Below are 14,388 nucleotides of genomic sequence, written 5' to 3'. Positions count from 1 at the left end.
GTAAATAGAAGGCGCGTCCTTTCTTGTTTAATACAAAAACATATATCTTTGTCAAAAACAAATTCCGGATGGGCATTAAAAACTTGTATAATAAATATTTGGCTAAGGTAAACCCGTACGTAGTCGTTATTGTCGGATTTTTGGCGCTGACTTTTATCGCGGGAGACAGTAACTTGTATATGCGTTACCAGTACGATGAGAAAATCCGTTCTCTGGAAAACGAAATCAACTATTACCAGAAAGAAATTATAGTCAATCAGGAAAAACTGAACAATCTCCATACGGATAAAGAAGGGTTAGAGCGATTTGCCCGTGAAGAATATTTCATGAAAAAAGAAAACGAAGATATCTTTATAATTAAGGATTAACGAATGAATCAACGACTCAGAACAATTCTATTTTTAGTTTCCGCCCTTTTATTACTTGCAGGAGCTACATTGTACATTATTGACCAAGCCATATCTCCCTATCTCTTTGCTGTAGGTGCTGCCGGTCTTACTCTTGGCTATGCCACAGAACCTACTAAAGAAACAGATTTACGAAAAAAGCGATTACAACGTTATAATCTTATTGCCGGAATATTAATGATCGCCGCTTCCATGCTGATGTTTAACAACCGGAATGAATGGATCCTTTGTCTGAGTATCTCTGCCTTTCTGCAATTATACGTAGCATTTGTTTACCCCAAAGACGATAAAAAGGAGAAATAACTACCACCTTCCCTGTCTTCTCGACTTTCCCTCTTAATGAAACCGACCTACTTCTTTGTCAAACCAACCACCCTCTTTGTCATCTCGACCGAAGTGGAGAGATCTCTGTATATAGCTTCGTTTGATCGTAATCAGATGGTATGAGATCTTTCGACAAGCTCAAGATGACAATGTTTGACGGTATGAGATGCTTCGACAGGCTCAGCATGACAATGGTTGATGGCTACATTTCTATCCGACTACCTTCCCTGTCTTCTCGACTTTCCCTCCCTGTCATCTCGACCGAAGTGGAGAGATCTCTGCATATAGTTTCGTTTGATCGTAATCAGATGGTATGAGATGCTTCGACAGGCTCAGCATGACAATGGTTGATGGTATGAGATGCTTCGACAGGCTCAGCATGACAATGGTTGATGGTATGAGAAGCTTCGACAGGCTCAAGATGACAGTGGGATACGGTCAACTTTGTGAGGTGAAAATAGGGGTTGGTTTTCTGTGGTGTAATTATTTTAACATTTCGATTTGATCAGCTTGTGGGATGCGCTTAAAAATCGTATCCTTTATATTTTTAATTATATCCTTTATTTTTCCGAAAATATCCTTTATGTTTAAAAAAATATCCTTTATGTTTTTCGCTTTTCTATGTTGTTGATAAACAGTGGTTTGTAAAAGCTGTTTTTCGGGACTGTTTTTTCGCGTTTTTAAGTTAAAAATGAGGGAAAATTTACTTTTTTGTTTTCTTTTTATTGTCTGTTTACTCGATAAAAACGGGCGTTCTGGTTTGCCGGCGGAATAATACATGGGCTATGCTATGGGAAAACAGTCTCTTTTGCCTATTTTTGTTTGCGCAAATTAAGATGTAAATATGATGAATAGGTTAACGGGATTTTTTTGTTGTTTGTGTGTGTTGTTGATTACATTCTCTGCTTGTAAGGAAAAACGTGGCGAGCTAAAACCGATCAGATTTACCGGTAGCTATAACCGGGACTTCAACGATTTGAACGATAAGCATATAGACTCTGCTCAGAAATTAGGTGTAAAACCGGTGGCATCTCGTGAAGAGGCAAAACATGCAACGCGAAAAATGAAGGAGATTGCGACGAATGATTACTTTGAAGTAGAAGATCTGACGCATTCTATTCCCTTTCTTGTACCCGAAGCTGAAAAATTATTGACAGATATCGGACGTAATTTTCAGGATTCTCTTTATAACCTCAATGCACCACTTTACAAAATAAAGGTAACGAGTGTTACCCGTACTGTAGAGGATGTTTCAAAACTACGCAAGCGAAATGGCAACTCTTCGGCTAATTCTGCCCACCAATACGGCACTACGTTTGATATTTCGTGGGTTCGCTATACTAAAATAAAAGAAAAAGATCCGCTTGATCTGGACAAAGACCAGCTTAAATTAGTGTTGGCTACGGTGTTGCGAGACCTGCAACGCGCAGATCGTTGCTATATAAAGCACGAGCGGAAACAGGGATGTTTCCACATTACCGTAAGACAGTAAAGCCGGCGATAGCGGTTCATAAATAGATTATTCGATTAGCATTATTCGAAACGAATAATTATATTTGCATAAAAAGGATCATGCGTTTTTAAACAAATGATCCAAAAAAAAATCGTTGTTATGCTGAAAGAAACAAATCCGTTTATCGTTACCGGCAAAATTGCCCCGGAGTATTTTTGTGACAGGAAGTCAGAATCGGCGAGGTTGATAAAGTCATTGACAAATGGCAACAATATGGTGATTATCTCTCCACGTAGAATGGGCAAGACCGGTCTTATTCAGTTTTGTTATGAGAAACCGGAAATCAAAGATCATTACTATACCTTTTTCATGGATATACTACACACTTCGAGTTTAAAGGAGTTTACGTATGTTTTCGGTAAAAAAATATATGAAACGCTTGCTCCCCGTAGTAAAAAAATGGCAAGTTTGTTTGTTCAGACACTAAAATCATTGCATGGTAAATTTGGCTTTGATCCATTGACTAATCTGCCGACTTTTAATTTCGGATTAGGAGATATTGATCGTCCGGAATATACATTAGAAGAAATATTCAGCTATTTGGCAGCGGCAGATAAGCCATGTATAGTGGCTGTTGATGAGTTTCAGCAAATCGCGAAGTATCCCGAAAGAAATATTGAAGCCTTGTTGCGGACTCATATTCAGAAAATGGAGAACTGCCATTTTGTTTTTGCAGGTAGTGAGCGACACATGATGCAGTCGATGTTTTTGTCTGCTGCTCGTCCTTTCTATCACAGTGCGGATATTATGGAATTAAATGCAATTGCCCCGGAGTTGTATATACCATTTATTATTGACCATTTCAAAACAAATCAGCGTTTCATTTCAGAAGATTCGGTTCAGCGTGTTTATAATCTATTTGAAGGACACACTTATTATATCCAGAAGACATTTAACGGTGTTTTTGCAAACACTTTACAAGGTGAAGAATGCACCATCGATACGATTAAGGCAACTATTGACACTATGATAGAAAGCAATGCTACCCTGTTTCGTGAAATACTATCAAACGTACCTGAGAAACAAAAAGAACTGCTCTATGCCATAGCGCGTGAGGGATTAGTTGAGCAGATAACGTCAGCACAATTTATCAAAAGAAATAATCTAACATCAGCAAGTTCGATTCAATCTGCCACAAAAAAATTACTTGAGAAAGACCTTATCACGGAACTCAACAAGACTTATTCCATAACAGACAAGCTTTTTGGCATGTGGATAAACGGCATCTATAGTACCCGCTATGAACTATGACGCAAAGAGAGGCGCTCATACCATCAACCACTGTCATCTTGAGCTTGTCGAAAGATCTCATACCATCTGATTACGATCAAACGAAGCTATATGCAGAGATCTCTCCACTTCGGTCGAGATGACAAAGAGGATAATCGAGATGACAGGGAGGGTAGTTGGATAAAAATGTGGCCATTAACCACTGTCATGCTGAGCCTGTCGAAGCATCTCATCCCATCTGGTTACAATCAAACGAAGCCACATGCAGAGATCTCTCCACTTCGGTCGAGATGACAGGGAAGGTAGCCGGATTGACAAGGAGGGAAAGTCGAGATGACAGGGAGAGTGAGTCGGAGTGTTCTTATTTGCCTTTAGTTTATGGTTTTCTGAGTTGTGTTTTGCAGGCGTATTTGTATGTCCGGTTCGTGCTTTGTAAAGGGATATAAATCACGGTTATAATTGCATAAAGTTTATCTATTTTGATTTTATCTCTCATGTCATATTAATTTCTGAACTTTGTAATACCAACAGTTAGAATTTTAATATAAAGAAGAATATATGGCGGTTAAAGAATTGACAAAGGCCGAATTCCTGACACTTGTAGGAGATATTGATGCCTCCCCCAGTGATTGGAAGTATAAAGGAGACAGGCCCTGTATTGTAAACTTCACTGCTCCATGGTGCAGCTACTGTAAAAGGCTGGAACCTATACTGAATGAATTCGCAGATTATTACAGAGGGGATATTTATATCTATAATGTAGATGTGGACAAGGAAGAGGAGTTGGATGCTTTTTTTAAGATACGAACGATTCCCACTCTTTTATTTTGTAAAAAAGACGGTGGCAAGGAAATGATGTTGGGCACTATGCCTAAACATGAATTAAAAGAATTAATTCAGCATAAATTATTGTAATAATAGATTTGTGATTAGTAGTTAAGATTGTATTTTAGGTTGATAAGGCTTTCCGTCATAGGAAAGCCTTATCTTTTTGAAAAAAGCCGTACATTTGCAACTCGAATAATAATCTGAACAACAGTATATATACCTATGGTGATAGAACAGCAAATTGCCGGGGCAGTAATTGCCGGGATCAAAACGCTTTATGGGGCTGATGTAGCAGCCGATCAAATTCAGTTGCAAAAGACTAAAAAAGAGTTTAAAGGACATCTTACCTTGGTGGTCTTTCCTTTCTTGAGAATATCTAAGAAATCGCCTGAACAAACAGCACAGGAAATAGGGGAGTATCTTCAGCAGAATGAGTCTGCCGTGGCTGAGTTTAATGTGATCAAGGGATTTTTGAATCTGACGGTTGCTGCTTCATGCTGGGTGGATCTGTTGAATCAGATTCAAGCGGAACCAAACTACGGCATTCGTCCGGTAACGGAAAACGCGCCTTTGGTGATGATCGAATATTCGTCTCCTAACACCAATAAACCGCTTCACCTGGGGCATGTGCGTAATAACCTTTTAGGATTCAGTTTGTCTGAAATCATGAAAGCGAACGGTTACCGTGTTGTGAAAACAAACATCGTAAATGATCGTGGAATCCATATCTGTAAGTCTATGCTGGCCTGGCAAAAGTGGGGTGAGGGTGCTACTCCCGACTCTACCGGAAAGAAAGGCGACCACCTGATTGGTGATTTCTACGTGTTGTTTGATAAACATTATAAAGCGGAACTTAAGGATCTGGAATCTTCCGGACTAAAGAAAGAAGAGGCAGAGGCAAAATCCGGATTAATGGCCGAAGCACGTGAAATGCTACGCAAGTGGGAAGCCGGCGATGAGGAAACGGTGTCTTTGTGGAAACGGATGAATAGTTGGGTTTATGCCGGATTCGACGAGACGTATAAAAGAATGGGCGTTGATTTCGATAAGATTTATTACGAATCGGAAACCTACCTGGAAGGTAAAGATAAGGTGCTTGAAGGACTGGAAAAAGGTGTGTTCTACCGTCGTGAAGATGGTTCTGTATGGGCAGATCTTACGCCCGATGGACTGGATGAGAAGTTGTTGCTTCGATCCGACGGAACGTCTGTTTATATGACTCAGGATATCGGTACGGCTAAACTTCGTTTCGACGACTATCCTATTAATAAGATGATCTATGTAGTAGGGAACGAACAGAATTACCATTTTCAGGTACTTTCCATTCTGTTGGATAAATTAGGCTTTGAGTTTGGAAAGGGCTTGGTTCATTTCTCTTATGGTATGGTGGAACTTCCGGAAGGAAAAATGAAAAGTCGCGAAGGAACTGTTGTTGATGCCGATGAGTTGATGGAGGAAATGGTATCTACGGCCCGTGATATCTCGCAGGAGCTGGGAAAATTAGACGGACTAACCAAAGAGGAAGCAGAGCATATTGCCGAAATAGTAGGGTTGGGTTCATTGAAATATTTCATACTGAAGGTCGATCCCCGTAAAAATATGACTTTCAATCCGAAAGAATCGATTGACTTTAATGGAAATACGGGTCCGTTCATTCAATATACTTATGCGCGTATTTGTTCTGTATTGCGCAAAGCAGAAGAACAGGGAATCCTTCTCCCGGCGGAATTACCGCTGAATCTTCCACTTTCTGAAAAGGAAGAAGGCTTGGTGCAACTCGTTGCCGACTTTGCGATAACGGTAAAAGAAGCAGGCGCGGAATATAGCCCGGCTTATATCGCTAACTACATCTATGATCTGGTGAAGGAGTACAATCAATTCTACCACGACTATTCAATTCTTCGTGAAGAAAATGAAGCGTTGAAAGTGTTCCGACTTGTACTTTCGGCCAATGTGGCAAAAGTAGTTAAGTCCGGAATGGAACTGTTAGGAATCGAGGTGCCTGAGCGGATGTAATCTTCGTTTTTCTATCTAAACGTATGATGCGTTGATTTGTGCTGCCTCGAAACGGGAGAGACGGAGAGAATAACTCCTTTACAAAACGTCCATCCACTAAAACATCTATGTATTCGAGGCAGGCATTCAGTGCTTTGTCTCTTACTATCTCTTCATGCGTGTATCCGGTATAGCACCAGATGTTCATGCCGGTTCTTTCCTTGATCTCCCGTAATAATAACAGAAATGAGGCCGGATAATAGAACGGATCGCCTCCCGAAAATGTGACTCCGTCCAGCATGGGATTGGCGTTGATCTCGTTAATGATTTCCGTCAGCCATTCTGCGGTGAGTATTCTGCCTGCCGATGGATTCCAACTATCCGGGTTGTGGCACCCTTTACAACAGTGCCTGCAACCGGACAGATAGATGGAATAACGAATGCCTTCTCCATCCGAGATGGTTTCGTTGTAAATCTTAATTATGCGAATGGGATCTTTAAACATGCTTTACGCGGTCTTTTTCCTCTGCCTGCTTGGCCGAGTTCCATGATTCAAGACTCCCTGTCAGGTAGCCGGTGATCCGGCGCATGCGAATAATGTTTTCGCTTTTGCAGATCGGACATTTAGCGTAGATAATGCCTTTATATCCACATTGATGGCATGTATCTACGGGATGATTGATGGAACCGTATCCTATGTTCTCTTTGTTCATCTGATGAACTATCTTAAGTATTACCGAAACGTTTTTCTTCGCTTCACCGTCCAACTCCACATAAGTAATATGTCCTCCACGAGTTATGGCGTGGAAAGGAGCTTCCAGTCTGATTTTCTCGGCAACGTTTACATGTTCCTTTACATCAATATGGAAAGAGTTCACGTAATAATCCCGATCGGTAACACCCGTAATTATACCGTATTTCTTTTTGTCTATCCGGGTGAATCGTCCGGATAAACCTTCCGCGGGAGTGGCCAGTACAGAATAATTCAGTTTGTATCTCTCCTTAAACTCGTCGACTACTTTATTCATTTCGAGAACCGCGTCGTATAGCGTTTGATAGGCTCGTTGGTTTTTTGCGTGTCCTTCGCCGTAAATGGCAACCATCGCATTGTGTCCGCCAATAAACCCTATGCCTAAAGTCCCGGAGTTTATCGCATCGCCCACCTCGTCATTTGCCTGGAGTTGTTCTCCACCTTGCCAGATGTTGTTGCCCATCATAAAAGGAAACTGTTTTGCTAAGGCTGTGCGCTGATATTGATAGCGATCATAAAGTTGTTCGGCTACCATTTCGGTCATGGCATGTACTGACTTTAGAAAGAAGGCGCGGGCTTTATCTTGTGTTTCCTGTTTGCTTAAATCAGGGTATAGCGTTTCTGCTTTCAACTTGGCTTCTATGGCCAGTCTGGGCATATTTATTGAGGTGAAAGATAAGTTTCCACGACCAATAGAAGATTTCTCACCGTGCAGATTCTCGAAAACACGCGTGCGGCATCCCATAGTGGCGGTCTCATAAATATATCGATGCGGATCGTTTACCTGCCATTTTTCGTGCAGATTGTACGGTGTATCCAGAAACATGAAGTTCGGGAATAAAGCAACTGAAGTTGTCTGACAAGCCTCCAGTAATAAATCGAAGTTAGGCGCTGAGAATTTGAATTTACCCTTTAACGCTCCCTCAAAATCCGTTAACGCCAATCGGTAATCCTCTTCATTGTATGAAACTCCGTTTTTTACTTTAAATATCTGTATCGGAAAAACGGGAACTTCCCCGTGTCCTAATCCTTCAATTGTAGCACCAAGCAACTCGCGTATAACCATACGTCCTTCGGGCGAGGTGTCGGTTCCATAATTAATGGAACTGAAAACAACCTGATTACCTCCTCTGGAGTGCATTGTGTTCAGGTTGTGGATGAAGCCCTCCATTGCCTGGTGCGTTTCTTTTCGCGTAGTAACCTCGGAACGTTTGATTGCAAGAAGTAATTGATCACTGTCAAGATTTATCCCGTACTCAGTCAGTTTATCGATCAGTTTGTTCCTGTCGCTTTCGGAAACCTGTATGCTTTGAATGTTTTCTTTTACAATCGCGCGCAACTCTTTTTCGTTCGCAATCGCGCCGGCCAATTGCGCAAGCAATTCTATGTTGGATGCCAAATGTTTTTGGAAAGTTTTGCGCACCCCTTTAGCCATGAAGAAATCGAACGCCGGAATAGACTGTCCGCCGTGCTGTTCGTTCTGGTTTGTCTGGAAGACAATGGTTGCCAACGTAGCGTAGCTCTGAATAGATTGCGGCGTACGAATACTGCCGTTTTTAGTGCGGAACCCCTTTTCGAAAAGTTCCTCCAGATTATATTGTATGCAAGTAGTCGTTTTGGTAGGATAATAATCCAGATCGTGAATGTGAATATCCCCATTCCTGTGCGCTAACGTATATTCCGGATTGATCAGGTACTTTTCGGCATAATCCTTTGTGATTTCAGACGCGAAAGTCATCATCTGGCCTGCCGGAGTATGAGCAGACATATTGGCATTGCTGAGATTCGTATCATTCTTTTCAATAGAAACGATTCCGTCCATAATATGCTTTATGTGGGTTTTTTTATGTCTTTCCACATTTCGCCATTCCCTGTAAATAATGTATTTTTTGGCTACAATAGGATTTCGTTTCATCAATTCATTTTCCACTACATCCTGAATTTCCTCTACAGACGTTGTCGGTTTGTTGATGGCGGAAGCAACAGCCAACGCGATATCATACATTTCCCTTTCACCATCGGGCGTATTGCTTGCCCGGAATGCTTTAGTAATGGCATTTTTAATTTTCTCAATTGAGAACTTCTCCTGCGTACCATCGCGTTTGGAGATTGTAATTTCAGAAAAACTCATGGCATTTAATTTTGTTTGTACAATCAATTAATAGCACTAATAACTATACTATTCTTTTATACCTCGAAAGAATAGTTTGACACTTTATACTGGCAGGTCTTCTGACTTGCTCTGCTTTATGCGCCTTCCCTTTAATTTAAAAAAGTGGCATTGGAGTGTTGCATAAAGCCTCTCTTGTTGAGCTCACAGCAGCGGGTCTGTTCAGGATTTCCACCTGATTCCCTTTTCATCGCATTTCCGAAGTCGCGGAAATCCGACACCAATATGTTTTTGTAAGATCAATCAAAATATCCGGTTGTTATGTAGATGAGGATGAAGCCAACCGGCTATTTGTTTTCGATCTTGAATACTGCAAAGGTGTAAATAAAAAACGACAATAGTATCCCGAATTGGGGAATAATTATATTGATTATTTAAAAAAGTTTTCCTAAATGGGAGATGTTTTGGTGTTTATATTTTATTGAATTATGCTTTTAGACTATTTAAGTTGTTGATATATAGGTTTTACCGTTTTTAGTTCGAGATAAATGTGTAACATTTAGGTGAACTCTGAATTTCGCGAGTGAGGAATTGAGGTAGTTTAAAGTATTTGGTAAGGTTGCGAAAAACGCGTTTTGTATTCGGTTGGAGTCATATTGATTTTACGTTTAAATATACGATTAAAATGTGAAACGCTATTGAATCCACTGGCAATACTAATTTGTGTAATATCCATTGGTCTGCCGGATAGAAGCTTGCAAGCATAACCAATACGCAAATCGAGAATATAATCCATAAATGTTCTTCCGGATTTCTCTTTAAAATAACGACAAAAAGCGGTTACATTCATCGGGATTTTTGCCGCAACCTCTTCAAGGTTGATTTTTTCAGTATAATGATAGTTAACATAAGAAAGTACTTTTACCAAACGGTCGTCGGTAAATAAGGAAAGAGAATTATCAAATTGCCGGCTTCCCAACAGCCGTTTATTATTTGATCGGGCCATACGATCAAGAAGTAATAATAAATTAACAAAGCGATCTATTCCGTTGTACGAAGGCAAAAGTTCTATTTGTTCTACGATCTTTTTGTTGGAATGCGATGTAAATAAAAGGCCACGCTTCGATTTTGTCAAAAGATCTTTTATCGGTTTTAAATCAATATAGTTGTCGATAGCATGAGCCATAAAATCCTCCTGAAATTGAATAACTACCCCTGTAACTCTCTTGCGGCTGTTTTCAGAAAAATATTCAACAGAACTTCTCATGTAATGAGGCAGATTACTACCTAAAAAAATGATGTCGCCGGCTCCGAAAGTGCCGATATTATCCGCAACAAAGCGTTCGCCATGCCCTTCCCTAACATAAATAATTTCATATTCGCAGTGAAAATGCCACGGGTAAGTAAACCGATTGTAGTCGTAATGACGCGCGATGATGGGCTGATGGTCATCGATCGGCAGTTGTTCATGCATAAAGTTGTTTTTCATATACGTCTGTTAATTAATTCCGGTTTAAGAAGGCAATTATTAAAATGATTATATAAATATTTACTCTATACGAATAGCAAATATAGTCTTATTATTTGCAAAAATAAAGTCTGTTTGGCAGGGAAAACAACTATATCTTTGCTTTTACACGAAGTCTGTTAACTTTTTAATTTATTACTTATGAATACTACTCGAAGAGATTTTTTCAAAAAGTCACTTAAAGCGGGGGTTGGTCTCCTAATTGCTCCGACAATTGTACCGGCTTCTGTTTTTGGTGCAAATGCACCTTCTAACCGTATTAATATTGGTGCAATTGGAGTTGGCCGTATTTCCCGGGATCATGATATGCCCGGCGTATGGAAATATAATGATGTGCGTATTGTTGCCGCTGCCGATCCGGATGTGAATCGTTTGGCTGATGCCAAAACGCTTATCGAAGGATATTACTCAAAAAAATCCGGTAAACCGTATACCGGTGTTACGCTTTATGAAAATTATCTTGATTTATTAGCGAATAAAGATATTGATGCTGTACTGATCAGTACGCCGGATCATTGGCATGCGAAGAATGCGATAGACGCTGTGCGCGCGGGCAAGGATGTGTATTTGCAAAAACCAACCTCATTAACGATTGAAGAAGGACGTAAGATGAGTGACGCGGTAAATGCCAGTGGACGTATTTTGCAGATCGGCAGTCAGCAACGTTCTATGGAGCAATTCCGGGTTGCCTGTGAGCTGGTTAGAAACGGCCGTATCGGTAAGCTGCAAAAGATAGAGGTGCGCTTGCCGGGCGATCCTCCGGGTGGTAATCCGGAAGAAATGCCGATCCCTAAAGGTTTTAATTATGATATGTGGCTGGGACAAACGCCTTATGTTCCATATACGGTAGATCGGGTACATCCTCAGCAAGGGTATGGCCGTCCGGGTTGGTTGCGCTGCGAACAGTTTGGTGCCGGAATGATTACCGGTTGGGGCGCGCATCACTTCGATATTGCCCATTGGGCGATGGATACGGAATATTCTGGTCCGGTGGAGATCTATGGAAAAGCAGAATTTGCCACAGGCGGACTTTGGAATGTGCATGGACAATACGAAACAGAGATGCTTTATGACAATGGTGTCGTAGTGACAGGAACTACAGACAGTAAAGAAAAACCGAACGGCGTTTTATTCACCGGTTCAGACGGATGGCTATTTGTAAGTCGCGGATCCTATCAGGCTTCAGCAAATGATCCGATCAGCACAACTTCAAAAGCCCTCCAAGCCTCTGATCCTAAAATTCTCTCTCCATTAACGGATAACGATCCGGTTCGTTTATATGTGAGCACAGGCCATCATGGCAATTGGTTGGAAAGCGTACGAACACGCAAACAAAACATTACACCGGCAGAAGTAGCACATCGTTCCTGTTCGGCCTGTTTGCTGCAACATATTGCAATGAAACTAAATCGAAAACTATATTGGGACCCCGTTTCAGAACGTTTCAAAAACGATGACGAAGCCAATTCTATGATAGCCCGACCACACAGACCACCTTATAATTTTTAAAAATCCAAAGAAAATGAAGATAAAAGCCTTATTATTTTATTTGTTTCTATTGTTCTTATCGGTGAATGCAGGTTATGCCAAAGACAAACTAACTCTTACCGTGGATGCGGGCAACTACGATCGGGAAGATTGTGTGGTGTTTGCTGATGTGTCTGCATTGGGTGTTGGTGCTTCATCTGTAGAGCTTTTTGAGCTGGTTGGGAAGAAGAAGTTGAGCGTGGAATGCCAATTGGACGCTGATGGCATGCTGTATTGGGTGCTGAAGGGGAAAACCGCTTCCGGGGCTTCTCGTACGTATGTTGCTAAGCGTACTAAGGCGCGTGATGCGAAATCTGCTGTGATGCAAACTGTCGATAATGGTAAGGCACTTGTTTTAAAGAAGGGCGCAAGTGGGGTGTTGGCGTATAATTACGCTACGGTATATCCTCCCGAAGGAGTTGATCCGTCTTATCAACGGAGCGGATTTATTCATCCGGCTTATTCTCCGAAAGGGAATGTGCTTACCACAATTCAACCGAAAGATCATTATCACCATTATGGTATTTGGAATCCGTGGACACGGGTAGCGTATGATGGACAGGTTTACGACCTCTGGAACTTGCGCGACAAACAAGGAACCGTTCGCGCGCGAACTATTCAGACAACTTATAGCGGTGAGGTGTTTGCCGGCTTTGCAGCTAATCTGGATCATTACATCTTTACTCCGGGTGCTGAAAAGGTGATCATGAATGAAATTTGGGATGTGAAGACGTGGAATGTTTCGAAAGGGTTATTGTGGGATTTTGAATCTACGTTGAATCCGGCTACTGAGTTGCCTGTTCTGATAAAAGCTTATCGTTATGCCGGGTTTGGTTGGCGTGCTACGGAGGAATGGACGAAAGAAAATTGCGAAATGTTTACTTCCGAAGGTAAGACCCGGCAGCAAATTGATGGTACGAATGCCCGGTGGATTTATGTTACCGGTCAATGTGGAAACGATCGTTCCGGTTTTTTGTTGCTCGGACATCCGGCAAATTACAGTGCGCCCGAACCCTTACGTATCTGGGACGAAAAGGCTAACGGAGGGCGTGGTGATGCTTTTGTAAACTTTGCGCCAACTAAAAATGTAGACTGGAATCTAATTCCCGGGAATACGTACAAACTGCGCTATCGGGTTTTGACGTATGATGGAGAAATGACCAGCGATCAGGCAGAAACACAGTGGAATGCTTTCGCTTTTCCGCCGGAAGTAACCGTGAAATAACCTGAATCATAAATTCATAAAATAGAAAAATATGAGAAAGAATATTGCTTTAGTAATGCTACTCCTGTTTTGTGCGAATATTTCTTTCGCACAGAAGCAGCAAGTGTCGGCTACACAGATAGGTAACCGGATCGACGTCATAGTCGGGAATAGTTTTTTTACCAGTTATCATTTTAATCCGGATGAGAAATATCCTTTTTTCTATCCTGTAAATGGACCTACATCGGGTGCGTCTGTTACTTCTATGCGTAATGGCGAGTATCCTCACCATAGTTCACTTTTCTTTGGATGTGACAAAGTGAATGGAGGAAATTATTGGCAGGAAGGTTTGGATAGAGGGCAAATTATATCTATCGGTGCGCGAATCCTGGAAGCCAAAGGAGAGCGGGTAGTGATTGAAGACGAATGCATCTGGAAGCGTCCTGACGCGCAGGCGCCGATTATGGACAGAAGGAAAATAACGATCTCTTCACCTTCTAAAAGCCTATATCAACTCGACTTTGATGTGGAGATGGAGATGCTGATGGATGTAACGATTCTGAAAACGAACCATTCCCTTTTTAGTGCTCGTATTGATCCCGATCTGAGTGTAAAGCAAGGTGGTGTGATGATTAATACGGAAGGAGCAACGGGCGAAAAGGCAACCTTCGGTGTAGGATCTCCATGGATAGACTGTTATGGAGAACGTAAAACGGGTATAGAAGGCATCGTGTTGATGCAGCATCCTACGAATAAATGGTATCCTTCTCCTTGGTTTACCCGGGATTACGGGTTTGTGTCGCCAACTCCGATGTATTGGCCTGGGGATGATAAGGCTACCTTGTTGAAGAAGGGCGAAACAATCAAATTGAGATACCGTGTGCTTGTTCACGCCGGTGATACGCGTGAAGCAGGAATAAGTTTGCTATTTGATCAGTACAAGGGTGAATAATGACTTATATAATTCGATA

The 14,388-nt window shown here is 41.4% G+C and carries 14 protein-coding genes and 1 riboswitch; of the genes, 10 read left to right on the top strand and 4 right to left on the bottom strand.

The genetic code is table 11. The annotated features are described in order from the left end of the window. Nucleotides 1-68 precede the first annotated feature (68 nt). The 3 genes from B9Y81_RS10530 to B9Y81_RS15220 all read left to right on the top strand — a co-directional run bounded on the left by B9Y81_RS10530 (nt 69) and on the right by B9Y81_RS15220 (nt 1,048). The gene (locus tag B9Y81_RS10530; protein ID WP_085536894.1) at nt 69-368 is read left to right on the top strand and encodes an FtsB family cell division protein; all 300 of its coding nucleotides are present in this window, start codon (nt 69-71) and stop codon (nt 366-368) included. A 3-nt stretch (nt 369-371) separates the two neighbouring features. Beyond that, complete coding sequence (locus tag B9Y81_RS10525) at nt 372-710, top strand: hypothetical protein (protein ID WP_085536893.1); 339 nt, start codon at nt 372-374, stop codon at nt 708-710. Between the two features lie 140 nt (nt 711-850). After that, on the top strand, nt 851-1,048 hold the full coding sequence (locus B9Y81_RS15220) for a hypothetical protein (protein WP_139822915.1): 198 nt from the start codon (nt 851-853) through the stop codon (nt 1,046-1,048). A gap of 166 nt (nt 1,049-1,214) precedes the next feature. On the opposite strand, the gene B9Y81_RS10520 is transcribed toward B9Y81_RS15220, so the two are convergent. After that, complete coding sequence (locus B9Y81_RS10520) at nt 1,215-1,511, bottom strand: hypothetical protein (protein ID WP_085536892.1); 297 nt, start codon at nt 1,509-1,511, stop codon at nt 1,215-1,217. A gap of 67 nt (nt 1,512-1,578) precedes the next feature. Here B9Y81_RS10520 and B9Y81_RS10515 point away from each other — a divergent pair, with 67 nt between their 5' ends. The 4 genes from B9Y81_RS10515 to argS all read left to right on the top strand — a co-directional run bounded on the left by B9Y81_RS10515 (nt 1,579) and on the right by argS (nt 6,318). Beyond that, nucleotides 1,579-2,223: a DUF5715 family protein gene (locus B9Y81_RS10515; RefSeq protein WP_085537754.1), complete on the top strand. Its 645-nt coding sequence runs from the start codon at nt 1,579-1,581 to the stop codon at nt 2,221-2,223. A gap of 120 nt (nt 2,224-2,343) precedes the next feature. Then, nucleotides 2,344-3,495 (top strand): AAA family ATPase, encoded by a 1,152-nt coding sequence (locus B9Y81_RS10510; protein ID WP_085537753.1) that lies wholly within the window; start codon nt 2,344-2,346, stop codon nt 3,493-3,495. Between the two features lie 537 nt (nt 3,496-4,032). Next, complete coding sequence (locus B9Y81_RS10505; RefSeq protein WP_085536891.1) at nt 4,033-4,389, top strand: thioredoxin family protein; 357 nt, start codon at nt 4,033-4,035, stop codon at nt 4,387-4,389. A gap of 135 nt (nt 4,390-4,524) precedes the next feature. Continuing rightward, the gene (argS, locus tag B9Y81_RS10500) at nt 4,525-6,318 is read left to right on the top strand and encodes an arginine--tRNA ligase (RefSeq protein ID WP_085536890.1); all 1,794 of its coding nucleotides are present in this window, start codon (nt 4,525-4,527) and stop codon (nt 6,316-6,318) included. Here the strand turns inward: argS and nrdG are convergent. The 3 genes from nrdG to B9Y81_RS10485 form a co-directional block, all read right to left on the bottom strand. Further along, nucleotides 6,269-6,802 (bottom strand): anaerobic ribonucleoside-triphosphate reductase activating protein, encoded by a 534-nt coding sequence (gene nrdG / locus B9Y81_RS10495; protein ID WP_085536889.1) that lies wholly within the window; start codon nt 6,800-6,802, stop codon nt 6,269-6,271. The genes argS and nrdG overlap by 50 nt on opposite strands. Next, complete coding sequence (locus B9Y81_RS10490) at nt 6,795-9,179, bottom strand: anaerobic ribonucleoside triphosphate reductase (protein ID WP_085536888.1); 2,385 nt, start codon at nt 9,177-9,179, stop codon at nt 6,795-6,797. The genes nrdG and B9Y81_RS10490 overlap by 8 nt, the downstream gene beginning before the upstream one ends. A gap of 74 nt (nt 9,180-9,253) precedes the next feature. Further along, a riboswitch (cobalamin riboswitch) is annotated at nt 9,254-9,458 on the bottom strand. Nucleotides 9,459-9,759: 301 nt separating this feature from the next. Further along, nucleotides 9,760-10,647: an AraC family transcriptional regulator gene (locus B9Y81_RS10485; protein WP_085536887.1), complete on the bottom strand. Its 888-nt coding sequence runs from the start codon at nt 10,645-10,647 to the stop codon at nt 9,760-9,762. A 180-nt stretch (nt 10,648-10,827) separates the two neighbouring features. Between B9Y81_RS10485 and B9Y81_RS10480 the strand changes: the two genes are divergently transcribed. The 3 genes from B9Y81_RS10480 to B9Y81_RS10470 are packed head-to-tail and all read left to right on the top strand — an operon-like array spanning nt 10,828 to nt 14,369. Then, nucleotides 10,828-12,195: a Gfo/Idh/MocA family protein gene (locus B9Y81_RS10480; protein WP_085536886.1), complete on the top strand. Its 1,368-nt coding sequence runs from the start codon at nt 10,828-10,830 to the stop codon at nt 12,193-12,195. A 13-nt stretch (nt 12,196-12,208) separates the two neighbouring features. Then, nucleotides 12,209-13,438, top strand: coding sequence for a DUF6807 domain-containing protein (locus B9Y81_RS10475; protein WP_085536885.1), 1,230 nt, complete (start codon nt 12,209-12,211; stop codon nt 13,436-13,438). A 31-nt stretch (nt 13,439-13,469) separates the two neighbouring features. Continuing rightward, the gene (locus B9Y81_RS10470; RefSeq protein WP_085536884.1) at nt 13,470-14,369 is read left to right on the top strand and encodes a DUF6807 domain-containing protein; all 900 of its coding nucleotides are present in this window, start codon (nt 13,470-13,472) and stop codon (nt 14,367-14,369) included. The last annotated feature ends 19 nt before the right edge of the window (nt 14,370-14,388 follow it).

The organism is Massilibacteroides vaginae (assembly GCF_900178525.1).
Classification (GTDB): Bacteria; Bacteroidota; Bacteroidia; order Bacteroidales; family Tannerellaceae; genus Massilibacteroides; species Massilibacteroides vaginae.
Note: the sequence above shows the minus strand (reverse complement) of the source record. Positions and strands in the feature narration are given on the sequence as shown.